The 26,521-nt window shown below is 41.4% G+C and carries 21 protein-coding genes; 11 read left to right on the top strand and 10 right to left on the bottom strand.

Annotated features, from left to right (window positions below; all coding sequences use genetic code 11):
- Positions 1–86 precede the first annotated feature (86 nt).
- The 9 genes from CKV81_RS03330 to hemN form a co-directional block, all read right to left on the bottom strand.
- Positions 87–923, bottom strand: coding sequence for a CPBP family intramembrane glutamic endopeptidase (locus CKV81_RS03330; protein ID WP_095070400.1), 837 nt, complete (start codon positions 921–923; stop codon positions 87–89).
- A gap of 1 nt (position 924) precedes the next feature.
- Positions 925–1,821, bottom strand: a complete 897-nt coding sequence (locus tag CKV81_RS03335) for a UbiA family prenyltransferase (protein WP_095070402.1) — start codon at positions 1,819–1,821, stop codon at positions 925–927.
- Between the two features lie 60 nt (positions 1,822–1,881).
- Entirely contained in the window at positions 1,882–2,808 is a 927-nt protein-coding gene (locus CKV81_RS03340; protein ID WP_095070403.1) for a mevalonate kinase family protein, read from the bottom strand.
- Between the two features lie 148 nt (positions 2,809–2,956).
- Positions 2,957–4,456, bottom strand: a complete 1,500-nt coding sequence (locus CKV81_RS03345; RefSeq protein WP_095070404.1) for an MFS transporter — start codon at positions 4,454–4,456, stop codon at positions 2,957–2,959.
- Between the two features lie 151 nt (positions 4,457–4,607).
- Positions 4,608–5,786, bottom strand: a complete 1,179-nt coding sequence (locus CKV81_RS03350; protein WP_095074194.1) for an acetyl-CoA C-acyltransferase — start codon at positions 5,784–5,786, stop codon at positions 4,608–4,610.
- Between the two features lie 103 nt (positions 5,787–5,889).
- Complete coding sequence (locus CKV81_RS03355; RefSeq protein ID WP_095070406.1) at positions 5,890–7,149, bottom strand: nucleoside permease; 1,260 nt, start codon at positions 7,147–7,149, stop codon at positions 5,890–5,892.
- Positions 7,150–7,195: 46 nt separating this feature from the next.
- The gene (locus tag CKV81_RS03360) at positions 7,196–7,798 is read right to left on the bottom strand and encodes a bifunctional nuclease family protein (protein ID WP_095070409.1); all 603 of its coding nucleotides are present in this window, start codon (positions 7,796–7,798) and stop codon (positions 7,196–7,198) included.
- Between the two features lie 113 nt (positions 7,799–7,911).
- Positions 7,912–10,821, bottom strand: coding sequence for a protein translocase subunit SecD (gene secD / locus CKV81_RS03365; RefSeq protein ID WP_095070411.1), 2,910 nt, complete (start codon positions 10,819–10,821; stop codon positions 7,912–7,914).
- Positions 10,822–11,039: 218 nt separating this feature from the next.
- Positions 11,040–12,422 carry an oxygen-independent coproporphyrinogen III oxidase gene (hemN, locus tag CKV81_RS03370; protein ID WP_095074196.1) on the bottom strand — a complete coding sequence of 461 codons (1,383 nt, stop codon included), beginning with the start codon at positions 12,420–12,422 and terminating at the stop codon, positions 11,040–11,042.
- A gap of 175 nt (positions 12,423–12,597) precedes the next feature.
- Here hemN and CKV81_RS03375 point away from each other — a divergent pair, with 175 nt between their 5' ends.
- The 10 genes from CKV81_RS03375 to CKV81_RS03420 all read left to right on the top strand — a co-directional run bounded on the left by CKV81_RS03375 (position 12,598) and on the right by CKV81_RS03420 (position 24,335).
- Complete coding sequence (locus CKV81_RS03375) at positions 12,598–13,725, top strand: alpha/beta hydrolase-fold protein (RefSeq protein ID WP_095070413.1); 1,128 nt, start codon at positions 12,598–12,600, stop codon at positions 13,723–13,725.
- On the top strand, positions 13,718–15,136 hold the full coding sequence (locus CKV81_RS03380; protein WP_095070415.1) for a leucyl aminopeptidase family protein: 1,419 nt from the start codon (positions 13,718–13,720) through the stop codon (positions 15,134–15,136). Before CKV81_RS03375 ends, CKV81_RS03380 begins: the two co-directional genes overlap by 8 nt.
- A 143-nt stretch (positions 15,137–15,279) precedes the next feature.
- Positions 15,280–16,491: an ATP-grasp domain-containing protein gene (locus tag CKV81_RS03385; RefSeq protein ID WP_095070417.1), complete on the top strand. Its 1,212-nt coding sequence runs from the start codon at positions 15,280–15,282 to the stop codon at positions 16,489–16,491.
- A 73-nt stretch (positions 16,492–16,564) separates the two neighbouring features.
- Positions 16,565–17,278, top strand: coding sequence for an alpha/beta hydrolase-fold protein (locus CKV81_RS03390; protein ID WP_095070419.1), 714 nt, complete (start codon positions 16,565–16,567; stop codon positions 17,276–17,278).
- A gap of 85 nt (positions 17,279–17,363) precedes the next feature.
- The gene (locus CKV81_RS03395) at positions 17,364–17,561 is read left to right on the top strand and encodes a hypothetical protein (protein WP_095070421.1); all 198 of its coding nucleotides are present in this window, start codon (positions 17,364–17,366) and stop codon (positions 17,559–17,561) included.
- 8 nt (positions 17,562–17,569) lie between these two features.
- Positions 17,570–18,520 (top strand): ATP-grasp domain-containing protein, encoded by a 951-nt coding sequence (locus CKV81_RS03400; RefSeq protein WP_095070423.1) that lies wholly within the window; start codon positions 17,570–17,572, stop codon positions 18,518–18,520.
- Positions 18,521–18,564: 44 nt separating this feature from the next.
- Positions 18,565–19,668 (top strand): carboxylate-amine ligase, encoded by a 1,104-nt coding sequence (locus tag CKV81_RS03405; protein ID WP_095070425.1) that lies wholly within the window; start codon positions 18,565–18,567, stop codon positions 19,666–19,668.
- Positions 19,669–19,932: 264 nt separating this feature from the next.
- On the top strand, positions 19,933–20,769 hold the full coding sequence (locus CKV81_RS03410; RefSeq protein WP_095070427.1) for a type 1 glutamine amidotransferase: 837 nt from the start codon (positions 19,933–19,935) through the stop codon (positions 20,767–20,769).
- A 30-nt stretch (positions 20,770–20,799) separates the two neighbouring features.
- Positions 20,800–21,984 carry a hypothetical protein gene (locus tag CKV81_RS03415; RefSeq protein WP_095070429.1) on the top strand — a complete coding sequence of 395 codons (1,185 nt, stop codon included), beginning with the start codon at positions 20,800–20,802 and terminating at the stop codon, positions 21,982–21,984.
- A gap of 110 nt (positions 21,985–22,094) precedes the next feature.
- Positions 22,095–24,335, top strand: a complete 2,241-nt coding sequence (locus tag CKV81_RS03420; RefSeq protein ID WP_095070431.1) for an FUSC family protein — start codon at positions 22,095–22,097, stop codon at positions 24,333–24,335.
- Here CKV81_RS03420 and CKV81_RS03425 read toward each other — a convergent pair.
- Positions 24,332–24,991: a 4'-phosphopantetheinyl transferase family protein gene (locus CKV81_RS03425; RefSeq protein WP_095070433.1), complete on the bottom strand. Its 660-nt coding sequence runs from the start codon at positions 24,989–24,991 to the stop codon at positions 24,332–24,334. The genes CKV81_RS03420 and CKV81_RS03425 overlap by 4 nt on opposite strands.
- A gap of 56 nt (positions 24,992–25,047) precedes the next feature.
- On the opposite strand from CKV81_RS03425, the gene ahcY reads away from it, so the two are divergent.
- Complete coding sequence (gene ahcY / locus CKV81_RS03430) at positions 25,048–26,361, top strand: adenosylhomocysteinase (protein WP_095070436.1); 1,314 nt, start codon at positions 25,048–25,050, stop codon at positions 26,359–26,361.
- The last annotated feature ends 160 nt before the right edge of the window (positions 26,362–26,521 follow it).

The following is a 26,521-nucleotide window of genomic DNA, read 5'->3' on the forward strand; positions in this document are numbered from 1 at the left end:
AGTCAAGTTGCAAAAATAGGATTTTACATCTTAAAGCATTTACAAAATATTAGGAGAAGTTTTTTAAGAACAAGTAATATTCGTAGTTACAGGAATATGCCAAGCTTTTTACTGTTATAAAACGAAAGGATATAAATTGTAATCACCTCTGCAAATGAAGAAAAAACCGATCCTTCAAAACCAAATTTTCCACCGGTAACAACACTTTCTTCGATCTTTGAAAATTCAAGGAACGAATAAAAATCCTGACCACTGACATTAAAACCGAGAAGCGTCTGAACATAATTCCAGGCAAAATGCATCACCGTTACAAACCAGATATTACCGGTTTTAAAATATGCGTACGCAATTGCAATTCCGGCAAGAAAAATCTCGAGTAAGCCAACGATAGTTACATTTGGATTGAATACGTGGAAAAGAGAAAATATCAGTGATGAGAGGATAACCGCCCAAAAAACGCCAACGTATTTCTGCATCATTTTCATAAAAAAACCCCTGAAAATAATCTCTTCGCACAGTGCCGCAACAAACAGAAAGAGCGTTACCACTAGAAATTCTGAACCATTAAAAGGAAGAGGTCTTGTTTCAATCAAATCAAGAATTCCAAATGTTACAAACGCCAAAGCAATAAAAATTCCACCCAATACAAAAGCCTGTAAAAACTGATTGAAACTGACTTTAAATCCTAAATCCTTAAAAGAAATTCCGGCGCCCTTCAGGAAATACCAAGTCAGTAATGTGGAAGCAACCAAATCAAGCAAGGATGTGAACAAATTTTGAAATGTCGTGAATTCGTAATTACTTTCTAAAAATTTTTCGCCTGTAAATGCCAGCCCGACTGCCTGTAAACCTCCGGAAAAAAGCATATAAAAAATAATGAAGAACAGGACGTTCGAAGCAACGGAGAGCCAGTCTTTTTCCATATTAAATCCGTTCAAAAATTCCGTTTAAAAGCATAAAAATCACACCAATGAATACCCAAATCCTCAACAAATTCAGGAGCCAGAACATCTTTTTAAATTTAAAGAAAAATACCGGATACATTGATAAAATCAGCAGTATAGCGGAAAAAGAGAAATAAATGACCAGAAAATTATGCTCCGGAATTTTATAAACAATGAGGCAGGAAATCAGTGCATTCAGCACCAGTAAAATACTGACGATTGCTGTAGAAGTTTTCAATCCCGCGATAATCGGCAAAGTTTGATAACCAAAGATGGTATCGGGCCGCATCGTAAGAAAATCTTTCAGCACATCGATGATCAGTAAAATTAAAAATAGGAAAGCTGCCATGAGAAACAGTTTCCATGAAAAATGCTGATAATACACCAGCATCCCGAAAAAAGGATAAAGTGTGAGCGTTACGAAAGTGAGATTATTAAGAACCAGCACCTTGCTCAGCTTATGGCTGTAAAACCACATCAGGAACTGATAAATGAGAAAAAAAACAAAAATCCTGGGCGAGAGCAGATATGCAATTCCCAAAGAAATCGCATTGAGCGCAATATACGAGTACAGAAAATATTTCTGTTTCAGAAAGCTCTGCAACCTTGTTCTGAAGGGTTTCTGCAAGCGGTCTTTCTCCAAATCGTAAAACTGGTTAATGATGCCGCCCGCCGCAATACTGAGCAGTGAACAGAAAATAATCCCATGAACTTTAAAGTCAAAAACAAATTTCCGCAAATTTTCTTCCTGATTAAAAAGGAAAAAAGTGGAAACATACAGGCTGAACGCAAAAAGAATAAGCATAAAAATCCTGGCCCCGAGCAGCAGACTCACGAACTGCGAAATGCGGTAAAGGACTGGATTTTCTTCTGTCATTTATTGTCTTTAAAACAAAGACGCGATAAATCGCGTCTTCATACCTATACTTAAATTTCTTTAGAATCTGTAAATTACTTCTTTGTTGAAACCCTCCAGCATTCCTGCGGCCTTCTCATAATCTTTTGTGAAGCCAAGAATATAGCCGCCACCGCCGCTGCCGCACAGTTTAAGATAATAAGCGTTGGTGTCCAGGCCTTTTTTCCAGGCGTTGTACAAGCTCTCCGGAATCATTGGTTTAAAGTGATCGTATGCCCAAACTGAAAGTTTTTTCAGGTTGCGGAAAAACGGATTCATCTCTTTTTTCAGGAAAGTATCAATGCATGCGTTATTGTAGCGTATAAATTCCTCTTTCAGTGTTTTACGGAAGCCTTCGGTTTTCATTTTTTCAAAGAAAATCTGCACCATTGGACCGGTTTCACCTACCATGCCTGAGTCAATCAGGAAAATCGCACCCTTCCCCGCCTCCATTTTCGGAATGGAAACTTTATCTACACTTTCCTTATTTTCGATCAGAATTGGCAGGTTCATGTAGCAAATCAGCGGATCGATGCCCGAACTTTTACCGTGAAAATAACTTTCCAGTTGGCCGAAAACTTTTTTCAGTTCCTTCAGTTCCAGTTTTGAAATGGTTTCGGGGCTGTATTTTTTTAATGAATATTTTTCAAAAATTGCTGCAACCAAAGCACCGGAACTTCCCACACCATAGCCCTGCGGAATGTTGCTGTCAAAAAAAAGTCCTTTACTGATGTCTTTTTTAAACTGTGCAACGTTCAGTTCAAAATTATTTGGCAAAACTAGGCCGGTGAGGTATTCTGCGTATTTCTGTAAATTTGAATTGGATTCTTTTTCAAACTCAGAATCCAGATCTGAAAACTTTAGTGTGCCTTTGTAAAAACTGTAAGGCAATGTCAAACCCTGAGAATCTTCGATGATTCCGTATTCACCAAATAAAAGAATTTTAGCGTAGAATAAAGGATTTGCCATATTGTGATTTGGTTGTAAAGTCGCTGCAAAGTTACGAAATTATTCGGTTGAATATTAGCAAAATTTATTCCGAAAAATTAAGGCATTAGAAAAAACTCCAAGGGCAATATTTAAAAATTGCTAATTATTACCTGTAATTGTTCATTAATCACAAAGTATCCCTGTCCGCCAGAATATTGATTTTCACAAAACGAATCAGCATAAGTCCTGCAAAAAAGAAAATAACCATTGCCAAGGCTGCGATCCTCATATTGTTGAAATGCTCAATCAGTGTTGCAAAAATGAAAGTTCCGAGGATGATCGCCAGTTTCTCCAAAACATCATAAAAACTGAAATAGGTGGTATTATCCATAGAATCTTCCGGTAAAAGTTTGGAATATGTGGAGCGCGACATCGCCTGCAAACCACCCATCACCAAACCAACGATAGCAGCCACACCGTAGAACTGGTATTCCACGGTTGGATTTTCTTTGTTGAGGAAATAAGCCCAAAGACACGCCACGATCCACAGGATGACCGCGATGGAAATCACATTCTTGTTCCCGATTTTTTTGGATAACCTTGAAAAAATAATCGCTCCGATAATGGCTTCAATCTGAATTACCAAAAGCGTCCCAATCAGCCTTCCCTGATCGAGGTTGATTTCACTTTTACCAAAAAGCGTCGCCATTAGAAAGATTGTCTGCATCCCGACGCTGTAGAAGAAGAAGCTCGACAGGAAAAATTTCAGGTTTGTGTTTGCAAAAAGTTGGTTTCCGACTTTGAAAAGTTCTTTGAAACTCTGTTTGGCAACGTCAATATAAAAACTGATATTATCTTTCAGAACGTCGAAAAAACCGCCGTGTTCCTCATGACTCTTAAAGATATTTTTATAATTCAGCAAAACCAGATCTTTCGGGAGTTTGTCCTTCACATTTCCAAACTGCGGCAAATGTTTGAAGGTATATTGCGAAAATCCGAACCACCAGGCGCCGGTGAAAAGGAAACTCACTCTGGTATAAATCAGTTTCTCTTTTGGGGTTTCAGCTACAACCATAATTAAAACCAAGCAAATAATCACCAGAATTACCGAGCCGATGTAGCCGTATACATAGCCTTTTGCGGAGAGCGCATCCTGTTTCTCCACCGTGGCAATATCCGGAAGGAAGGAATTGTAAAACACCAAACTTCCCCAAAATCCGACACTCGCCGTGATACTGAAAAGGAGCCCGAGAAAAACATTGTTCATTCCCGTAAACATCGCCAGCCCCATGCAAGACGTGGCTCCCAGATAACAAAAAAACTGCAGAAATGATTTCTTGTTCCCAATGGTATCCGCAAGTGAGGATAAAAATGGCGACAGCAAAACCACAATAAAAAATGAAACCGTGAGTGAATATCCATAAACCGCATCCGGATGGTAAGTTTCACCAAAAAGCGTTATGTCATGGCGCACCGGGACGTCTATCCACCGTTTCTGATCAGCGAGATATTCTTTCTTCTCGTATTTTGTGGTCAGAATTGAATAGTAAATCGGAAAAATCGTCGAGGTAATCACCAGTGAATAAACCGAATTGGCCCAATCGTAAAACGCCCAGGCTTTCATGATTTTGGGATTATTCTTGATATTGTTTTCAGGTTTTAAGTTTCGGGTTTCAGGGTCCAGCATTTCTTATGGGATATATTCAACAAAAATAAAAAATCCATCAAGAATACAGTCATTCTCAATGGATTTTGTTAAAGTTGCTTAGTTTAAAGTTTGAGGTTTAAAGCTAGTCGCTATATTATTCTATGTGATTAAATGAAACCTTAAACTAAAATTACAGGTTCTCAATCACAATCGCGCTCGCACCGCCGCCGCCGTTACAGATGGCTGCAGCACCGTATTTTCCGTTGTTTTGTTTCAGGACGTTGATCAGGGTTACGATGATTCTGGATCCTGAACTTCCAAGCGGGTGACCTAATGAAACCGCTCCTCCATTAACATTCACTTTTGCTGCATCAAGACCTAAAATTTTATTGTTTGCCAATCCAACCACGGAAAATGCTTCATTAAATTCGAAGAAATCGATATCGGAAGTTTCCAGATTAGCTTTTTTCAAGGCGATTGGAAGCGCTTTTGCCGGCGCAGTGGTGAACCATTCCGGAGCCTGTGCAGCATCTGCGTAAGAAACAATCTTTGCCAAAGGCTTCAACCCTAATTCTTCCATTTTTTCCTTAGACATCAAAACCAGTGCTGATGCCCCGTCGTTTAAAGTGGAAGCATTCGCAGCTGTGACAGTACCGTTGTCTTTCTGAAAAACCGTTGGCAACGTTGAAATTCTGTCAAAATTTACTGCTTTATATTCTTCATCCTGTGCAAAAATTACCGGCTCGCCTTTTCTTTGAGGAATTTCTACCGGAACAACTTCTTCGTTGAATTTTCCTTCTTCCCATGCTTTTGCAGAACGCTTATAAGATTCTATTGCAAAATTATCCTGATCTTCTCTTGTGAACTGGTATTCAGCAGCACATTTTTCAGCACAAACGCCCATATGAACTTTGCTGTAAACGTCTGTAAGCCCGTCGAGAACCATACCGTCCTGCATTTTTACGTCACCTAATTTTGTCGCGTTTCTGGCATTATAATAATGTGGCACCATCGACATATTTTCCATTCCACCCGCCACAATGATATCAGCATCACCGGCTTTGATTGCCTGTGCGGCCATCATCACGGCTTTCATTCCCGACGCGCAAACCTTGTTGATGGTTGTCGCCGGAGTTGCATCCGAAAGCCCTGCACCTAATGCTACCTGACGTGCCGGAGCCTGACCTTCGCCCGCCTGAAGCACATTTCCCATATAAATTTCCTGAACCAGCTTCGGATCAAGGTTGATCTTGTCTAAAGCGCCTTTTACAGCGGTTGCGCCCAGTTTTGGCGCCGGAACTGTGGATAAACTTCCCATAAAACTTCCCATCGGCGTACGGGCCGCGGAAACGATGAATACCTCTTTCATTTGTAATATAAAATTTTGATTTTCTGAATTGAAATTTGCTAAAAATACAAAAAAAAATGCACTTTCCGGGAAGTGCATTTTGTGCTTATTAATCGGCATTTAATTAATGTTTTACCTCTGCTACATCTGCCGGATTGTGTTTGTGCTGGAACATTATGGCAAACAGAATGGCGATCACCAGCGCATAGCCAGCAAAAATAAGCCAGATTTCATGCCACATCTTGTCACCGTTTTCGTGCGTAAAATATTGTGAAATCAGCCAGCCACTGCCCAAACCTCCAAGCATTGCACCGAAACCGTTGGTCATCATCATAAATAATCCCTGAGCCGATGAACGGATCTTATAATCTGTTGTGGTTTCCACGAAAAGTGATCCTGAAATATTGAAGAAATCGAACGCCATTCCGTAAACGACACATGACAGGATAATCAGCATCAGTCCAAATCCTTCCGGAGTTCCGTAAGCAAAGAAGAGGAACCTCAGAACCCAGGCAAACATCGAAATCAGCATTACTTTTTTGATACCGAATTTTTTCAGGAAGAAGGGAATTGCCAGGATGAAAAGCGTTTCAGAAATCTGCGAAATGGACATGATTAACGTCGAATATTTCACCACGAAACTTTCTTTGTACAAAGGATTCTTTTCAAAATCTGAAAGGAAAGTATCGCCGTACATATTGGTCAGCTGAAGTGCTGCCCCCAGGAACATCGAGAACAGGAAGAACAGCGCCATCTTGTAATCTTTAAACAAAGAAAATGCATTAAGCCCTAATTTTTCAGACAAAGAGGCATTTTTTGGAATGTTATTCTGTGGCGGGCATTTCGGTAAAGTGAAGGCATAAATCCCAAGAATAATTGCGAAAACTGCTGCAATATAAAACTGATTCGCGGAAGCTTTGTTACCGGTAAGATTCGTCACCCACATAGCAACAATAAATCCAATTGTTCCCCAAACTCTGATCGGCGGAAATTCTTTTACCACATCATAATTATTGTTTTTCAATATGTAATAGGCAATTGAGTTGGAAAGTGAAATGGTGGGCATATAAAAGATCATCGCCGCAAGCATAACCCAGAAAAACTGCCCCGGATCGGCGACCTGCGGCATCATGAACAGCACCATACCGTACAGAATGTGCAGGATTCCGTAAAGCCTTTCAGCATTTACCCAACGGTCAGCGATAATTCCCGTAAGTGCCGGCATCACAATCGAAGCGATTCCTAAAGTTGAAAAAACAGCGCCGAATTCGGCCCCGCCCCACTGTTTTGTACCAAACCAATAGACACCAATGGTGATTAACCAGGCTCCCCAGACAAAAAATTGCAGGAAACTTAAAATGGTAAGTCGTAATTTTAAATTCATATTGAAACGTTCGGCTTAGGGCAACACGCTTTCAGCCAGATTTATATTAATCGATTTTCTTTTTTCTTCTTTTGATTTCTTCCTGAATTTCGAGTGCGGCATCAAAATCTTCCTCCTTCACAGCCTGTTCCAGCAGCGACTGAAGTTCTTCCACAGACATATTTTGCATATCGCCGCCCTCTGCTGCTGGTGCTTCCTCAATATCAGATAAATCCCTGTCCGTATCTTCGAGATCAAGAAGAATGCCCGCCTCATTAAGAACCTGCGATGTCGTGAAAATGGGTGCATCAAAACGTACCGCCATCGCGACAGCATCTGAAGTTCTGGCATCCATTACAAACTCTTCACCAGATTCCTTATTTTTAAAATTAATATTTGAAAAAAACACTCCGTCGATAATCTGGTAAATCACTACTGAGACCAGCTCATAACCCACGGTGTCAACAAATTTTGAAAAAAGGTCGTGTGTCAGCGGCCGCGGCGGCTGTATGTCTTTTTCCAAACCTAAAGAAATGGACTGTGCCTCGAAATTGCCGATAACCACCGGAAGCTTCACCGAAGTTTCCTCGTGCTCCAGCAGCAGCGCATATGCTCCAGACTGGGTTTGGCTGTATGAAATCCCCCGTATGATGAGTTGTTTATAATCCATACACAAATATAGAAAATTATATAGGTTTTGGGAAGCAGATTTGTTTTGATGTATATTTTACATAAAAAAAGTTCCTCTTTATGAAGAACTTTTTAATATGAAATTTTAAAAACTTATTTTTTCTGTTCAGGTTTTTTGTGGTCCTGCATTCCTTTCGCGGAACCTTCCACACCTTTTTTCTTCAAAAGGTCATAAGATACTGCCGATGCAATAAACCATGTGGAATACGTACCGAAACCTACCCCAAGCAACAGGGCAAACATAAACCCTCTAAGATTTTCCCCACCAAGGATGAAGATGGCCAAAATCACCAGGAAAGTCATGAACGCCGTGTTGAACGTTCTGCCCAATGTACTGGAAATCGAATCATTGAACAGGTTTTCAAGCGTAAGGGCTTTTCTGTCCTGTAAATATTCACGGATTCTGTCGAAGATGATTACAGTATCGTTGATCGAATAACCCAAAACTGTAAGGAGTGCCGCGATGAAATCCTGGTTGATTTCCATGCTGAACGGCATCACGTTTTTAAGTAAAGAATAAGCTCCCAAAATTACGATCGAGTCGTGCACCAATGATGCAACCGCACCTGTGGAGAACTGCCATCTCTTGAATCGGAATAAGATATAAAGGAAGATACCGATCAAGGCTATTGCTAAAGCCATGGCACCTCCTGTTTTGATGTCGTCAGCAACCGTAGGCCCTACTTTCACGGAACTTGTGATTCCGAAAGGCGCATCTTCTGAACCTTTGAAAGTTTTAAGGCTGGCATTTGCAGGAAGCATCGGCTTCAAACCGGCAAATAATTTATTTTCTACATCCTGGTCTGCTTCAAGGCTTTCTTCGTTGATTCTGTAGTCGGTTGTAATTTTCAGCTGGTTATCTGTTCCGAAAGTCTTCACATCCAACGCAGATTTTTCGCCTTCATTATTTACAAACTGTTTCTCAAGGGCGTCCTGAGCTGCCAAAGCGTCCACGGGTTTATCAAATTTAACGACATAGCTTCTGCCACCGTTGAAATCAACACCATATTTGAATCCTTGTGTAGCTATTGAGGCCAGACAAATAACAGTAAGAATTGCAGAGAAGATATAAGCATATTTTCTTTTCCCGATGAAATCGAACCAGGTGTGTCTGAAGATATTTTTAGAGAAAGCTGTCCAGACAGAAATATTTTTACCTTTCGCAAGTCTGCTGAAAATCATCACCCTCGTTAAAAGTACGCAGGTAAACATTGACATCAGAATACCGATACCCAAAGTAACTGCAAAACCTTTAATTGGCCCTGTACCAAAAATATAAAGCACAATCGCTGTAAGGAATGAAGTTACGTTACCGTCGATAATTGCCGAAAGCGAGAAATTGAAACCTTCGTTATAGGCTTCCTTGATATTTTTGCCGGCGAACAGTTCTTCTTTCGTCCGTTCATAGACGATTACGTTCGCATCAATCGACATCGCCATCGAGAGTACGATACCAGCAATACCCGGAAGCGTAAGGGTAGCATCCACCGAGTCCATGATTCCCATGAGGAAGAACAGGTTGATGATCATCGCGATTACCGCATAAACACCGGCACCGCCGTAATAAAGAATCAGGTAAACAATGATGATTGCAAATGCGAAAAGGAAGGAGTACAGACCCGCTTTTACAGATTCGGCACCGAGTGAAGGCCCTACAACTTCAGCCTGGACAATTTTTGCACCCGCAGGAAGTTTACCCGCACCCAGAACATTTACCAAATCCTGAGCTTCTGACTGAGAGAAGTTTCCTGAAATCTGAGTTCTGCCGTTTGGAATTTTATTTACAACGTTTGGCGCTGTGTAAACCACGTTATCCAGGGTTACCGCTACTGGTTTGCCAACGTTTTTCTCTGTTAATGTTGCCCAGTCTTTTGCACCTTTGCTGTCCATCTGCATATCTACCACCACTCTGCCAAGCTCGTCGTAGCTGATTGCAGCATTATCTACAGCCCCGTCAACAGGAGCTTTCTGATTGATGTTTCCTCTGATGGCATACAGCACCAAATTATTTTCATCACCCGCTTCAGGTTTGTAACCCCACTGGAACTGGGTGTATTTTATATTGGCTGGCCTCAATCTTTTAGCAATTGGGCTGTTAAGGATCTTGTTTACAACCGCAGTATCGGAAAGCTTTACATTCGCTACACCGTTTGATTTCAAGGTATTGAGCTGAATAAGGTTTTCAAAATTGGTGGTCTTGGCAACACCCATCGAATCACCTTTTGCAGCGATCAAAGCATTGAGCTCCTGGAAATAAGGATAAACTTCCTGAATTTGCTGTACTTCCCAGAACTGAAGTTTTGCAGAAGTCTGAAGCATTTTCTTCACCCTGTCGATGTCTTTCACACCCGGCATTTCTACAGATATCCTTCCTGTTCCAGGTACACGCTGCACGTTGGGCTGCGTAACCCCCATTTTGTCGATACGCGTTCTGATTACTTCATAGGCAGTTCCGGTAGAAAGTTCGATTCTGTTTTTTACGATTTTTCTTACTTCCTCGTCGGTAGTGTTGTACTTAATTTCCGTAAGGTTTGTGTTACCAAAAATCTCCGGATCTGCAAGTTTCAGGTTTGCACCTTTTTCTTTGTTTACCGCATCAAACTGAGTGAAGAAATTGTCGATGTAAGACTTTGTAGAATTTTTCTGCACCTGGTCCGTACGGTTAAGAGCCTCGATCAGGACAGGATTTGCAGAGTAATTGGTAAGGTTGTTTACCAAATCTCTCTGGTTGATCTCTAAAAGTACGTTGATACCGCCCTTCAGGTCAAGACCCAGCTTCATTTCCTTTTCTTTGGCTTTTGAATAATAAAGCTCTGTGAAGCCAAGATTAAGCGTGTCCTTAGAAAGTCTGGCAATTTCTTTCTGGTATTTTACAGGGTCGTTTCCGGCTACGGCTGTCGCCTGCTTTTCAATTTTACTTGAATACCACGTTGGCAGAAGTTCGTTGAGGCAAATAAGCCCCAGAACAATGGCTACCAGTGTAATAAGTCCTTTTCCTTGCATTTTAATTACAACATTAAATTTTAGTCGGCAAATATAACGATTTCCAAACGAATTAAGAATTTTTTAAGAAATGATTTATAAAGATTAAAAAACAGAAAAAATCCCGAATAAACCCGGGATTTTATAAATTTAGTATAGCAGTTTTAACCTCTTGTCAAGTCAAAACTTTCCTTAAATTTTCTGACATCTTTCACCCTTGCCTCTTCTCAACCTCAACCTTACACCGTCATTGAGAAAATTCTGGTTTCCGGCTTATTTCTGAGCATTCTTAAATCGAAAGTCATTGCTACATTTCTGGTGAATGCACGGCCTTTTTCGGTAATTCTAATTTGGTTTTCAGAGATTTCCACCAAACCGTCCTCTTCCATTTCCTTAAGTTTTTCGATGGAGTTTTCGATTTCAGGAATGAAATTCTGGGTATCCCAAGAAGTTTCCAGACGGCACATCAAATTGAGGATGTGTTTGCGGATGATCAGATCTTCCGCATCCAGCATATGACCGCGGAATACAGGAATGATGCCTTCTGCAACTCTTTTTTGATAGTCTTCCACTGTTTTTTCATTTTGGGCAAAGGCATACCACGAATCAGAAATCGCAGACATTCCCAGACCGACCATCAACAGGGTTTTGCTGGAAGAATAACCCATAAAATTACGGTGAATCTTACCGTTTAGCATCGACTGATAAAGGTCATCATGTTCCATCGCAAAGTGATCCATGCCGACTTCCCTGTAGCCCAGTTCTTCGAGAAGCTGCTTACCGTTTTCGTAAAGTTTACGTTTTTCTTCACCGCTGGGCAGGTCGTTTTCATCAAAACCTCTCTGCCCAACTCCTTTAATCCACGGCACATGAGCATAAGAATAGAATGCCAGCCTGTCGGGTTTCAGTTCCATCGTTTTGCGAATCGTGGATTCCATTTTTTGCCAGTCCTGATGCGGCAGCCCGAAAACCAAATCGTGGGAAATGCTGGTATAGCCGATTTCGCGGGCCCATCTGGTGACATTTTCTACGTTTTCAAACGGCTGAATCCTGTTGATGGCTTTCTGCACCTTAAGGTCATAATCCTGCACGCCGAAGCTGCATCTCCTGAATCCCAGATCGTAAAGCGTTTGCAAATGCTCCTTTGTCGTATTGTTCGGATGCCCTTCAAAACTGAATTCCGGATTTTCGGCAATATCTGATTTTGCAAATATTCCTTCAAGCAAAATTCTAAGGTTCTCCGGTGAGAAAAATGTCGGCGTACCGCCACCCAGATGAAGTTCCTTAATCTTCGGCTTTGTGCTCTCCGTTTCATTTCCTTTTTTAAATAATTCCACATACAAATCCCATTCTTTCAAAACGCTTTCCAAATAGGGTGTCTCTACAGAATGTTGCTTTGTAATCCGCTTATGGCAGGCACAAAATGTGCAGAGCGCCTCGCAAAACGGCAAGTGAATATAGATGGATATTCCTTCGGCATCATTGCTTTCATTAAAAGCCCTGATCACGGAATTTTCCCATTTTTCCAAAGTAAAACCGGCGTTATCCCAGTACGGAACTGTAGGATAAGAAGTGTAACGCGGCCCCGGAATATTATATTTATCGATGAGTGAATTATTCATACCGCAAAAATACGAATAAGTTTTGGGAGTGCCGCTCTGTTTTCGGACTTGTAAAAACGGTGGATTGTGTGCCGTGGCCGGGTCCGAGGCATGCTCCAGCTCCAGCGGCAACCTCCACACCATCGCTCTCCTCCCACAAATTTTATTTACCTTTACCAACACAAAAAATTAGCTGATGAGATTTAACGTTTCTACTGAAGCCGTGGACGACAGAGAAATTTATATCACGGGGAATTTCAACAATTGGAATCCTAAAGACCGCGCTTTCCAGCTTAAACAAAGTGATCACGATACATTTTTCATAGAGATTGATGACGAAACCCTCCCGGAAAAAATAGAATACAAATTCACCAAGGGCGGCTGGGAAAACGTAGAACTGGACGCCTACGGGAACATCGCCCCAAACCGAAAGGCGGAGAAATCGCAGGGGCAAACCGCTGATATTGTAGAAAAATGGCGTTTGAACTGGGGACCATTCAAGGAAGAATTCTTCCCAACCGTGGAGCTGATTTCCGAGAATTTTTATATTCCACAACTCGACCGATACCGAAAAGTCTGGGCGCTTCTGCCATATGATTATGAAACCTCGGACAAATCTTACCCGGTACTTTATCTTCAGGATGCGCAAAACCTCTTCAACGGCGGTTCAGCTTTCGGCAACTGGCAGATTGATAAAAAACTCTCTATCCTAGCAGAATACGGGCGCGGAGACCTCATCGTCATCGCTATAGAACACGGCAGTGAAGAACGCATCAACGAATATATTTTTGATAACAATACCGTCGCCAAAAACTCAGAAGGGAAAAAGTACATCCGTTTTATAGCAGATACGCTGAAACCCTATGTGGATTCGGTTTACAGAACCAAAAAAGAGCGGGAGTTTACCGGTATTGGCGGCAGTTCGCTTGGCGGACTGATCAGTATTTACAGTGGTTTCCTTTACCCGGAAGTTTATTCCAAACTGATGATCTTTTCGCCCTCGCTTTGGGTGGAGCCCAATAATAATTTCCCGATGTTTTCTTACACCGTCCCTTACAAAACCAAGGTTTATATCTATGGCGGCGACAAGGAAGGCTCGAATATGGTGCAGAGAATCCGCGTTTTCGAGGAAAAGATGAAAAAATGGGAAGAACAGAAACTTTTTGATTTCGAGTTCAGAACGAGCATCAACGAGGAAGGAACCCATAACGAGTTCTACTGGTCTCAGGAGTTCCCGAAAGCTGTAGAATGGCTGTTTTACGATAATATTGAAAACCCTGCTGAGGTAAGTCCAACCATACAAGAATACGAAGCCAATGATTAAACTAACCAATAACCGCAGTGAAAATTACAGACAGATTTTTACGCTTTTTACCGAAGAACTCTGGGAAAACCAAAAAACCGGTTACCCAAAATCCGTACAGCAGTTTTTCAAAGGTAAGAAAAATGAAGTTTTTTCTTTGATTGAAGGTGATTCAGTGAATTATCTGGTTGGATTGGGAAAAAGTAATTTCAAAAATTTCGAAATTCAGCAGGTTGCGGCCAAGTTTTCAAACTCACATCAAAAAACCTTTCAGGATACGGCAACCAAAATTTCGGCAGAATTCGTGGGTGAACATCAGTTGGAGGAATTCATTAAAGGCCTGTTTCTAGGTTCGTATAAATATCCTTTCAATAAAGAGCATCCTTTTTGGCGTGAAAATTTTGAACTGCATACCGAATCTTTTTACCAGAATAAACTTGACGAAATTTCTGAAACTGTTCAGGCGCTTTGCAACGGACAGTTTGCTGCGATGGACTGGCTCAATAAACCCGCCAACGCAAAAGATGTTTACCAGATCAGCGAATTCCTGAAAAATTTAGCTCAGGAAAAAAATCTTAAGTACACCGCCTTCAACCGGAAACAGTGTGAAGAACTGGGGCTTGGTGCATTTCTCTCCGTCAATCAGGGCAGCGGAAAAGAAGCCGCCTTCACGATCTTAGAATATAAAGCTGCTGCTGAAAATGACAAAACCATTGGACTGGTCGGCAAATGTGTCCTGTTCGATACTGGTGGAATTTCCCTTAAAAATCCCGACAATATGCATTATATGAAGTCGGATCTTGGTGGTGCAACAGCGGTAATCGGGACACTGATCGCAGCGGCTGAAATGAAACTGCCGCTGAATATTGTGGCAGTTTTACCCATTACGGATAACGCGATCTCGCGGGATGCCTTCACGCCGAGTGACGTTTTCACAGCGTATAACGGTAAAACCATTGAAGTGCTGAACACCGATGCTGAGGGCAGAATGACTTTGGCGGACGGGCTTTCATACCTTTCAAAAAATTACAAAACCGATGTGCTGATCGACCTGGCAACGCTTACAGGAAGTGCGGTGAGAATGTTCGGTGATACTTGCGGTGCCCTTTTCTCAAATAATGAAGAATTAAAAAACCAACTTCTGAAATCGGGCGACGAAACCAACCAGAGGCTTTGGAATCTACCCCTTTGGGACATTTGGAAGGACGATATCAGCTCGGATGTGGCAGATTTTAAGAATATTTCAATGAAATCTGTGGGCGACTGTATCGTCGCTGCAAAATTTCTTGAGCATTTTATTGAAGGTCACCAAAACTGGGCACATCTCGATATTGCCGGCGTAGCCTTTGGTAATGTGAATTATGCTAAAGAAAAAGCCGCCACGGGTTACGGCGTGCAGCTGCTTTTAAATTTCATTAAAAATTATTTTTAAAAATTAGATTAATTAAAATTTTCTCCTTATAATTGATTGAAAATCCTAGAAAACGAAAGGTTTGTTCATTTTTTGATACAGGTGATTAAAAAAATAGCACTTTTCTTTTCTGAAATTACACCAACACACCAAAATCAGTTAATATGGAGGCCAAAATTATAGTGTGCCTTGCCAGTTATTTCAAGGGATACGAATTTATGGATGAGATGCACCGGCTGGGGAACCGCGTCATCCTGCTAACGTCAGATAATCTAAAAGACAAAAACTGGCCGCACCACGCGCTGGAAGATATTTTTTTCATGGCTGAAGAGCGGCCGTCCGTGTGGAATCTTTCCGATATGGTAAAGGGTTTCTCTTATCTTATGCAAAACCGTAAAGTCGATGCAGTGGTCGCGCTTGATGATTACGATGTGGAAAAAGCCGCGCTGCTCCGCGAGACGTTCAGGATTCCCGGAATGGGGCAAACCGCACACCGTTATTTCCGGGATAAGTTGGCGATGCGCCAGATGGCGAAACTGAACCACATCGATGTTCCTGAATTTTCCGCGATTTTCAATAATGAAGAAGTAAATGATTTCGTGGAAAAAGTTCCTGCACCTTGGGTACTGAAACCGCGCTCCGAGGCTTCTGCGACAGGCATTAAAAAAATCAGTAATAAAGACGATCTGTGGGAAATTATCAACTCTCTTGGCGATGAAAGGCATAAATATCTGCTTGAAAGCTTTAAACCTGGTGATGTTTACCATGTGGACAGCCTGACATATAAAAACAAAGTCGTTTTCACTTCCGCATCAAAATATCTGGCTCCGCCAATGCAGATTTCGCACGAGGGCGGTATATTCCGTTCCATAACCCTGGGCACTGATTCTGAAGAATTTAAAGCTTTGAAAGACGCCAATGCTAAAGTGCTGAAGGATTTCGGACTGGCAAACGGTGCTACGCACACCGAATTCATCCGCGGAAAAGACGACGGAAAGCTATATTTCCTGGAAACCTCCTCCAGAGTTGGCGGCGCACATATTCCCGAAATGGTGGAAGCTGCCACCGGAATAAATCTATGGAAAGAGTGGGCAAAGATTGAAGATTCTTTGCTGAAAAATGCTGATTACGAGATCGCAGAACCAACCGCATTATATTCCGGATTAATCATCGCCCTCACTAAAAATCAGTTTCCTGATTATACTGAGTTTGAATGTAATGAAGTAGTGAGATTCCTCCCAATTGATTATCACGTGGGCATTGTATATAAATCCAAGAGTGAAAATACCGTCCGGGAAAAACTGGATGAAGCTGCTGAAAAAATTAATGATCACTTACTAAATATCCTGCCACCGAAAGACCAACTGGGTTCTTGAAAAACTATTAGTAGTGAGTAAGTAGCAATATTAATTGCTCCAACGTTCAACAACCATTTCAAAAAAAAAACTTATGCCGCGCATCGAACATACAGATTTTTACTCTCACATTCTGGGAATAAGCGTTCCCGTCGAAATTACCGGACATTACGGCTATCCGGTTCTGATGTTTCCTACTTCTCAGGGATCATATACGCAGAACCATGATTTTAAGCTGAATGAGAGCATCAGCTGGTTCACCAATGAGGGAAGACTTAAACTCTATAATGTACAGACCATCGATAAACTGAGCCTTTACAATAAAAATATTCACCCCGCTGAAAGGATCCGCAACTACGAGCTTTTTGTTCAGTTTCTGGTTAAAGAATATGTGCCTTATCTGCAGAAGCAACACCAGACACATCGTATCGCGATTGCGGGCGCAAGTTTCGGAGGTTATCACTCCGCAAATTTCGCATTCAGGTTTCCGGATTTGGTTTCCCATCTGTTCTGTCTTTCCGGAGCGTTTGATATCCGTAGTTTTATGGATGGTTACAGCGATGATCTGGTGTACTTCAACTGCCCGAGAGAATTTGTGAAAAATGATGAAGCATGGAAATACAGGCACATGCACATCGTGCTCAGCACCTCCGATCAGGATATCTGTCTTGGTCCAACTCAGGAAATGGCAGCGATTTTAAGTGAGAAAAGCATCGACCACTGGTACGACGAAAGAAAATGGATATCTCACGACTGGCCGCTTTGGCGAATGGTATTTCCGAATTTTGTGGGTCGGTTTTTTGGATGAAATAATTTGGTTTGAAACGGTGTGATGCATTTTCAAAAGTCGATTGTGCCTTTCAAATATAATTTATTTAAAACTTTAATAACTAATGGGATTTTACAGTAAAGCCAATACCGAACAGGAGCTTGAAGAAGTAAAAACCAGATCTGAAAAATTAAGTATAAAAATTAAAAACTTCGTACAATATTTAAAAAAAAGATTGAATTCAAAGGAAGTAAATATAAAAAAATCGGAAGAGGATAAACCATCAGACCCCTTCAAACAAAATCAAACAAAATCAAACTAAATAATAATATGAAAAAAATAGGAATTCTTTTCGGTATGGAAGATACCTTTCCTTGGGCATTTATCGACAGAGTAAATGAGCTGGGAAACGGCGAAATTATTGCAGAACCTGTCTCTATCGACAAGCTTGAGCAGGGCGCAGATTACGGTTACGCTGTGATTGTTGACAGAATCTCACAAGACGTACCGTTTTACAGGGCTTATCTTAAAAATGCTGCGGTCAGCGGCACTTATGTCATCAACAATCCGTTTTGGTGGAGCGCTGACGAAAAATTCTTTAATAATGCGTTAATGACCAAACTGGGTGTCCCGCTTCCAAAAACCGTTCTTCTGCCATCATATCAAAGGCCGGAAAATACGCAGGAGACATCCTTCAGAAATATGAAATTCCCGCTCGACTGGGATTATATTTTCGGTTATGTCGGCTTTCCGTGCTATATGAAACCGCACGACGGAGGCGGTTGGAGAAATGTTTACCGCTGCGAAAATCCTCAGGATTTATGGGATAAACTTAGTGAAACCGGCGAACTGGTGATGATGGTGCAGGAGGAAATTGTTTTTGAAGATTACTACCGCGTTTACTGTCTCGGCAGGAAATATGTCCACATTATGCCTTATGAGCCGCGCAATCCTCATCATCTGAGATATGCCACAACCCATCAAACGGCCGGCAAAGCACGGGAAAAACTTCTAAAACAGATTGAAGATCTCACCCTGAAGATGAATAAAGCATTGGGCTATGATTTCAATACAGTAGAATTTGCCGTGCGGGACGGTATCCCTTATGCTATCGACTTCTGCAATCCGGCTCCTGATGCAGACCGCAATTCTGTGGGCGAAGAAAATTTTGCATGGATCGTGGAACATTCTGCAAAATTCGCTATTGAAAAAGCGAGGGAATACAAACCTGGAAAACCAAATATTCCGTGGGGAACTTTTGTAAGAGATTCAGTTAAATAAGGACTGCAACACTGCCCGTACTTCAATTTTAAAAACACAAAACTATGCACCGATTCACCATTGGCGTGGAAGAAGAATACCAGATCATCGATGCGGAGAGCCGCGATCTGGTTTCCCACGTCTCCAAGATCATCGAAGGGGGAAAAGCGACGCTTGAAGAGCACCTGAAACACGAGATGCACGAATCCGTGGTGGAGATGGAGACCGGCATCTGCCAGAACATCAAGCAAGCCAAAGAAGAACTTTACAGCCTGAGAAAAAGGCTCATAAAAATCGCTCATGAACAGAACCTCCGCGTTTCCGGGGGCGGTACACACCCATTTTCACAATGGCGCACGAACAAAATAACCTCCGCCGACCGCTATGATAAAATTGTGGACGATATGGGTGATGTTGCAAGGGGAAATCTCATTTTTGGACTTCACGTACACATTGGCATTCCGAATCGTGAAGAAGGCATTAAAATCCAGAATGTGATGCGTTATTTTCTTCCGCATATTTATGCGCTTTCCACCAATTCGCCGTTTTGGATTGGGAGAAATACGGGTTTTAAGTCATACCGCCAGCAGGTGTTCGCAAAATTCCCCCGAACGGGGATCCCAAGCTACTTCTCCAGTGTTTCAGAATTTGATGAATATATCAACCTTATGATCAAAACGGGAACCATTGACAATGCCAAAAAAATCTGGTGGGATCTGCGTGTACATCCCTTCTACCCGACCATAGAATTCAGAATATGCGATATGCCGCTGCGGATTGATGAGACCGTTTGTTTAGCAGCTATTATGCAGGCTTTAACCGCAAAAATTTATAAGCTACACCAACAAAACATCACATTCAGAAGCTATCGCCGGCTGATGATTACAGAAAATAAATGGCGCGCAGCCAAAAAGGGCATCCAGTCAGAGCTGATTGATTTTGGCAAAGAAGAATCCGTACCGTTTATAGATTTGCTCAGGGAACTTCTGCTCTTCATCGATGACGTGGTTGATGAACTCGAGAGCCGCGACGAGATCAATTACGTTTGGGAAATCATCAGGCGAGGAACCGGTGCTGATCGCCAGCTGCAGGTTTTCAACGACACACGCGATCTGCGCAGTGTGGTGGATTATATGATTGCCGAAACCGAGTATGGAATTACGGAATAAAGCGGTTGTTAGATAGTGATGGTGTTTAGGGGTTTGGTGGTTTAGTGGTTTAGTGGTTTAGTGGTTGAGTAATTTAGTGGTTTAGTGGTTTAGTGGTTTAGTGGTTTAGTAATTTAGTGGTTGAGTGGTTGAGTGGTTGAGTAATTTAGTGGTTTGGTAACTTATTGGTTTAATGTTTAATAATTTATCAATTGAGCATTGGATATTGACATTGAACATTGAAGCTTAAATCCGCCCCCAACATTTTTTTTCTAATTTTGCCACATGAATAAAATAAGACTTGCCCTGCTCGATATGAATAATAACCATATCAATCAGGGAATGAGAAATATAACAGAGATTTCCTACGCGTTCAGAGAACAGTCGCCGGCAGAACTGGAGGTGAAAATTTTTGATGTGAGGTTCAGAAATGAAGTTCCACAAATTGAGGATTTTGACATTTTTATATCCTCTGGCGGCCCTGGAAATCCGCATCGTGAAGGCTATGAATGGGAACAGAAATTTGCCGATTTTTTAGATGGAATCTGGAATCACAACAAAAATTCTGAACAGAAGAAGTATCTGTTCCTTATTTGCCACTCATTTCAGCTGGCAAGCATCCACTGGAAACTGGGAAATATCTGCAAGAGGAAATCGTACTCTTTCGGTGTAATGCCGGTGCACAAAACCGACGAAGGTGAAAGCGATATTTTGCTAAAAAATCTTCCCGATCCCTTCTACGCCGTAGATTCCCGTGCTTATCAGTTAATCGAACCCAATTTAAAATTAATGGATGAGTTGGGAATGAAAATCATGGTGTTAGAAAAAGTCCGTCCGCATATTCAGTTGGAAAGGGCCGTGATGGCGATTCGTTTTTCAGATGAAATCTTTGGAACGCAATTTCATCCCGAAGCCGATCCCGAAGGCATGATGAAAAACCTTGAAGATGACACCAACCGTGCAGCCATGATTAAAAATTATGGTGTTGAAAAATACCTGGAAACAATCGACCGGCTGAATGACGATGATAAAATCTTGCTGACACAGAAAGAAATATTGCCAACCTTTCTGAAAAATGCTGCTGATCAGGTTATGCAGTTCCGTTTGCAAACTCAGGATTAAAGTTTTTTTATTTATTTTTAAAACAAAGAAATGATTTCCAAATACAGAGAACAGTTTAACCGCGAATTTTCGGCTGAAAAGTATGCTCGGTTTCAGAATATTCTGGCAGAAAAGGCCGGCATGCCTGCAGATTTCAGGATTTCTGAAAGCCCTGTTTTTCTTTCAAACGATTTTAAAAATAAATTAATTGCAGCCTGCGAAAGCATCATTCAGCAAATAAAGGAAATGCCGGATGAAGAGCTGCAAAAGGCTGTTCCGGATCACTGCAGAGTGCCTGGCGACACAAAAAAACCTCATTTTCTGGCTATAGATTTTGGAATCTGCAAAAACAATAAAGACGAAATAGAGCCACAACTGATTGAACTACAGGGATTCCCTTCTCTGTTTTCATTTCAAGAAGCGTGTGAAGAGACGCTTATAGAGGTTTTCCCTTTCTGTAAAGACTTGAAAACTTCAATGCCCAAAACGGAATATATTGATTATTTGAGGGAAGTGATCGTGGGCGATGAAAATCCCGAAAATGTTATCTTACTCGAGATTTATCCCGAAAAGCAAAAAACAAAAGTTGATTTTGCATTAACTGAAAAATACCTTGGCATAAAGACCGTTTGCCTCACCAAAATTAAAAAAGAAGGTAAAAAACTTTTTTATGAAAATGAGGGCAAGCTGATCCCTGTAAACCGGATTTACAACCGTGTCATTTTCGATGAGCTTGAAAATCTGCCGGATGTGAAACCGGGTTTTGATTTCCGCGACGAAATCGATGCAGAATGGGTTACACACCCGAACTGGTTTTTTAAAATCTCAAAATTCATACTTCCAAAGCTTAAGCACCATTACATTCCAAAAAGCTATTTCCTGAAGGACTTTCCTCAAGATGAAAAACTTGAAGAATACGTTTTGAAGCCTCTGTTTTCATTTGCAGGAAGCGGTATAAATCTGAATCCGACGAAGCAGGACATTGACCGGATTTCTGACAAAGAACATTACATCATGCAGCGTAAGGTCAGCTATGAACCGCTTTTCAAAGACATTAACGGTGAATTTTCAAAAGCGGAAATCAGGATGCTGTATTTATGGAAAGAAAATGAAGAACATCCTATGCTGATGGATAACATTGTGAGGATGACCAAGGTAGAAATGGCAAATGTGGATTTCAATAAAAAAGATGCAATCTGGATCGGGAGCTCCATGGCATTCTTTGTAGAGGACTGATCACTTTTCTCTTTGTAACCTTCACCCCTTCTTAAAAAAAACTTAGTTCGGCAGCCACAGTTCTTGCGCAAAAGCGAAGGATTATTACATTTTAACCTTACTTTTGTAATGTGAACTACAGATCCGAAATCCAGAAATTTATCACCAGTCAGCACATTTATTCCGGGACGCGGGTTGCTTTGGCAATTGTGATTCCCAGCATTATTTTAGCTTATTTTGGGATACTGAAAGAGTATTTCCTCTTTCCGCTGGGAACCAGTTTTGTGGGTTTGACGGATATGTCGGGGCCATTTATCCGGCGTCGTAATGCATTGCTTTTAGCCGTAGTTTCTTTCTTTTTTGTTACGGTAATTGCCAGTGTTCTGAAGGATTATCCTCCTCTGATTTTTGTGGAAATCATCATTTTCGGAATGTTTTTTACAATGCTGGGCGTCTACGGCCAAAGGTTGGCGGCGGTTGGTGGTTTAAGCCTGGTGGTCTTCTCAATTTTTATCGACGGGCATTTATCGGGTGATCAGGTTTTTAAAAGCGTGGTGATTTTTGCGGCGGGCTGTATTTGGTTTTTTCTGGTTTTTCTTGTGGTGACGAAGCTTCAGCCCTATAAGTTGCCCGGACAGATGATTGGCGAAAACTATCTTCAGCTCGCCGATTACCTTACGATCAAAGCCAAATTCTACCAGAAAAATGCCGATTTGGATGCACTTTATAACGAAGTGATTGCAAAACAGGTTGTCATAAAAGACCTCCAGGAAGACACCCGCGAAGTGGTTTTCAAAACCCGGCAAATTGTGAACGAATCCACTACCACGAGCCGCCTGCTGATGTTAATGTTCCTGAATTCCATAGATTTTTATGAAAAGCTCCTAACCAGCGATCATAATTACAGGAAAGTACATGAAGCTTTCGATGACGCTGGAATTCTTCCAAAAATCCACGATTTCCTTAACCTTTTGGCCAAAGAAATCACCAATATCGGCATTGCACTCCAGAGCGGTGTAAAAACCGTCCCGCGGCTGGATATTGATGCGGAGCTGCAACATATTTATGACGATTATTTCGCGCTCCGGAACCGCGAAATGAAACCAGAAACGCTTGAGGATTTTATGGCCCTTAGGCTGATCCTGCTGCGTGTAAGCGAGGTTGCGGAGGATGTAATCACGATTTATAAAGTTTTCTCCCAAGATCTGAAAAATGCCAGAAGCCTTTCTACAGGTTTGGATCTGGAAAAGTTCGTTCCGAAACAGGAAAAGCTGAACTCCCGGGTTTTTCTCAATAATTTTTCTTTAAAATCAGGAATTTTCCGGCATTCGGTGAGAATTACAGTTGCATTACTGATCGGATATGCGATTTCAAAATTAAGTTTTCTTGGGATTGGGCATTCTTACTGGATTCTCATCACCATCATTGCAATTATGCGGCCGGCGTACAGCACCACAAAACACCGCAATATCCTACGGATTTACGGTACGGCGGCAGGTGCAGTAACCGCCTATTTTATGTTGATTTTTATTAAGAATGACACGGTTTTGCTCGCAATATTACTGTCATCGATGATTATGTGCTTTTCGCTTCTTAAAGACAAATATGCGTGGGCGGTTTTCTTTATGACGATTTATATTTTCATCACTTTTAATTTCCTGAATCCCGGAAATGTAAACCTTATTTTCAAAGACCGGATTTTGGATACCGTGATTGCGGGAGTGATCGCGTTTGCTGTTTCTTACTTTATTTTCCCGGTTTGGGAGCATTCGCAAAACATTGTTCTCATGAAGAAGTCTGCCAAAGCCAACCTGAATTACTTTCAGAATGTGCTTGAGCATTTCATCAGTAAAAAAGGGGATGACCAGGAATACCGGATGAAGCGGAAAGACGCCATCATCAGCCTTGCAAACCTGTCGGACAACTTCCAGAAAATGCTCTCTGACCCAAAAAATCAGCAGCGCAGGATGGAAGCCGTGCACCAGTTTGTGAACACCTCTCACCTTGTGACGGCATATACCGCATCGCTGGCACAGTATGCCAATTCGAAAAATCAGTTCCCCGAAATCGATACTGAGAACTGGAACAAGAAAATTTCTGCAGAGCTCCTGCGAACGGTCGCGTTGCTTAATTCTGAGGAAACCGACGAGAAAACGATCCAGGAAAGTGCCCTGAAACCGGAGGATTTAGTGGAGAAAATGCTCAAAAAGCGCAAAGAAGAAATTGAGGAAAACGAATTTTTTGATATCCGGGATCCAAACCGAATTACCAAACTCACCGAACTTAAGAACATAAGGGAAATTCTGGAACTGCTCTACGACGTGGCCCGCGAGCAGCGGAAGGTGGTTGATAAGTATGTCCTTTACCGCTAGAAAATATTGTTCTTCGGAATTTTGTAATTGATTTTGTGGTTTTCTTCGATGATCGCAAAGTAAAAATCCTCTATCTGAATGACTTTGGCGATATAACGATCCTCAAAATTTTCATCAAAAACCCGACATTTAATTTCATTCAAATCATTTAGCTCAAAAGGTTCCACTTCATAATGCTTTTTGAGTGACCAGTATTTTGAAGGGTGAAGTTTGTACAGCGCCTCCTTGATTACCCAAATCACGGTGAGAAATTCCACCTCGTCTGCATTTTCTGTCCAAACTGTTTCGCTGTCATGCAAAAATTTGCTTTTAATCTTTAAAATTTTCGGCATAATACGCTCAATGTCGATCCCTACGCGTTTTGTAGAAATTGCCAATGCAGCAAAAGGATAAGAATGCGTGATGGAAATAAAGGCATCTTTCGGATAGAGGTACGGCTTGCCAATGGACTGATACAGGATTTTGTGGTCAGGTTTAGCCATCCGCAGGAGTTTGCGGATCATCAGGTATTCCGCCATTTTTTTTGGATGGTAATTCTGTACTTTCTCAAAATCTTCCGGCTGAATAAGTTCCCATTGATTAAACTGGTCATTTTCATTATATTTCCAGAAAAGAATGGTGGCATTTTCGTCGGTAAAATCCTGATAAAAAGGCATATTTTGGTATGAAATAATTAGTTAGTAAATTTGCAAAAAAAATTTTCAATTTAAAAATGGAAACAACAACGCAATATATTCCTTACAAAGTAAAGGACATCTCTCTCGCAGAATGGGGAAGAAAAGAAATTGAACTTGCTGAAGCAGAAATGCCCGGCTTAATGGCCATCCGTGAAGAATACGGGCCGAGCCAGCCTTTAAAAGGCGCCAGAATCGCAGGGTGTCTTCACATGACGATCCAGACTGCCGTGCTGATTGAAACTTTGGTGGCTTTGGGTGCTGAAGTTACCTGGTCTTCCTGTAATATTTTCTCTACCCAGGATCACGCTGCAGCAGCGATTGCAGCGGCTGGAATTCCGGTTTATGCCTGGAAGGGAATGAATGAGGAAGAATTCGACTGGTGCATCGAGCAGACTTTGTTCTTTGGTGAGGAAAGAAAACCTTTAAATATGATATTGGATGACGGTGGAGACCTTACAAATATGGTTTTCGACAGGTATCCAGAATTGACTAAAGACATCAAAGGACTTTCCGAAGAAACCACAACCGGTGTTCACAGGCTTTACGAAAGAATGGAAAAGGGAACTTTGGTAATGCCTGCAATCAATGTAAACGATTCTGTTACAAAATCAAAATTCGACAACAAATACGGCTGTAGAGAATCTGCTGTAGACGCCATCAGAAGAGCGACTGACGTGATGTTGGCCGGCAAAAGAGTTGTAGTTTGCGGTTACGGCGACGTTGGTAAAGGAACGGCAGCATCTTTCAGAGGTGCAGGTTCTATTGTTACCGTTACGGAAATCGACCCAATTTGTGCGCTACAGGCTGCCATGGAAGGTTACGAAGTAAAGAAACTGGAAACAGTTATCGAAACTGCAGATATCATCATTACCACAACAGGTAATTTCAACATCGTGAGAGGTGAACATTTTAAGAAAATGAAGGATAAAACCATCGTTTGTAACATCGGTCACTTCGATAATGAAATCGATATGAAATGGCTTAATGAAAATTACGGCGCTACAAAATCTGAAGTAAAACCACAGGTGGATATTTACAACGTGGACGGAAAAGACATCATTATCCTCGCAGAAGGCCGTCTGGTAAATCTTGGATGCGCAACAGGACACCCGAGTTTTGTAATGTCAAATTCATTCTCTAACCAGACTTTGGCTCAGATCGAGCTTTGGAACAATTCAGAAGCTTACGAAAACAAAGTTTATACACTTCCTAAAAAACTGGACGAAAAAGTAGCCATGCTTCACCTGAAAAAAATTGGTGTGGAACTGGAAACCCTTTCTCCTGAGCAGGCAAAATATATTGGTGTAGAGGTTGAAGGACCATTCAAACCGGAATATTACAGATATTAAGATATTGAAAGATCAAGGATGAATATCTGAGATAACCAAAAATAAAACAAGGCCCGGAAATTTTCCGGGCTTTTTCATGGGCAATCAATTTATTTTGTAACTTCAGTTTATGAAATGGGTTCCGTTTTTAATGCTTTTCATTTCCTTAAACCTTTTTTCT

It is taken from the genome of Chryseobacterium taklimakanense (genome assembly GCF_900187185.1).
Taxonomy (GTDB): domain Bacteria; phylum Bacteroidota; class Bacteroidia; order Flavobacteriales; family Weeksellaceae; genus Planobacterium; species Planobacterium taklimakanense.

Excerpts from the sequence above, each read along its gene's own strand:
- CKV81_RS03330 (WP_095070400.1), bottom strand. The coding sequence starts at position 923 with ATGGAAAAAGACTGGCTCTCCGTTGCTTCGAACGTCCTGTTCTTCATT.
- CKV81_RS03335 (WP_095070402.1), bottom strand. The coding sequence starts at position 1,821 with ATGACAGAAGAAAATCCAGTCCTTTACCGCATTTCGCAGTTCGTGAGT.
- CKV81_RS03340 (WP_095070403.1), bottom strand. The coding sequence starts at position 2,808 with ATGGCAAATCCTTTATTCTACGCTAAAATTCTTTTATTTGGTGAATAC.
- CKV81_RS03345 (WP_095070404.1), bottom strand. The coding sequence starts at position 4,456 with ATGCTGGACCCTGAAACCCGAAACTTAAAACCTGAAAACAATATCAAG.
- CKV81_RS03350 (WP_095074194.1), bottom strand. The coding sequence starts at position 5,786 with ATGAAAGAGGTATTCATCGTTTCCGCGGCCCGTACGCCGATGGGAAGT.
- CKV81_RS03355 (WP_095070406.1), bottom strand. The coding sequence starts at position 7,149 with ATGAATTTAAAATTACGACTTACCATTTTAAGTTTCCTGCAATTTTTT.
- CKV81_RS03360 (WP_095070409.1), bottom strand. The coding sequence starts at position 7,798 with ATGGATTATAAACAACTCATCATACGGGGGATTTCATACAGCCAAACC.
- secD (WP_095070411.1), bottom strand. The coding sequence starts at position 10,821 with ATGCAAGGAAAAGGACTTATTACACTGGTAGCCATTGTTCTGGGGCTT.
- hemN (WP_095074196.1), bottom strand. The coding sequence starts at position 12,422 with ATGAATAATTCACTCATCGATAAATATAATATTCCGGGGCCGCGTTAC.
- CKV81_RS03375 (WP_095070413.1), top strand. The coding sequence starts at position 12,598 with ATGAGATTTAACGTTTCTACTGAAGCCGTGGACGACAGAGAAATTTAT.
- CKV81_RS03380 (WP_095070415.1), top strand. The coding sequence starts at position 13,718 with ATGATTAAACTAACCAATAACCGCAGTGAAAATTACAGACAGATTTTT.
- CKV81_RS03385 (WP_095070417.1), top strand. The coding sequence starts at position 15,280 with ATGGAGGCCAAAATTATAGTGTGCCTTGCCAGTTATTTCAAGGGATAC.
- CKV81_RS03390 (WP_095070419.1), top strand. The coding sequence starts at position 16,565 with ATGCCGCGCATCGAACATACAGATTTTTACTCTCACATTCTGGGAATA.
- CKV81_RS03395 (WP_095070421.1), top strand. The coding sequence starts at position 17,364 with ATGGGATTTTACAGTAAAGCCAATACCGAACAGGAGCTTGAAGAAGTA.
- CKV81_RS03400 (WP_095070423.1), top strand. The coding sequence starts at position 17,570 with ATGAAAAAAATAGGAATTCTTTTCGGTATGGAAGATACCTTTCCTTGG.
- CKV81_RS03405 (WP_095070425.1), top strand. The coding sequence starts at position 18,565 with ATGCACCGATTCACCATTGGCGTGGAAGAAGAATACCAGATCATCGAT.
- CKV81_RS03410 (WP_095070427.1), top strand. The coding sequence starts at position 19,933 with ATGAATAAAATAAGACTTGCCCTGCTCGATATGAATAATAACCATATC.
- CKV81_RS03415 (WP_095070429.1), top strand. The coding sequence starts at position 20,800 with ATGATTTCCAAATACAGAGAACAGTTTAACCGCGAATTTTCGGCTGAA.
- CKV81_RS03425 (WP_095070433.1), bottom strand. The coding sequence starts at position 24,991 with ATGCCTTTTTATCAGGATTTTACCGACGAAAATGCCACCATTCTTTTC.
- ahcY (WP_095070436.1), top strand. The coding sequence starts at position 25,048 with ATGGAAACAACAACGCAATATATTCCTTACAAAGTAAAGGACATCTCT.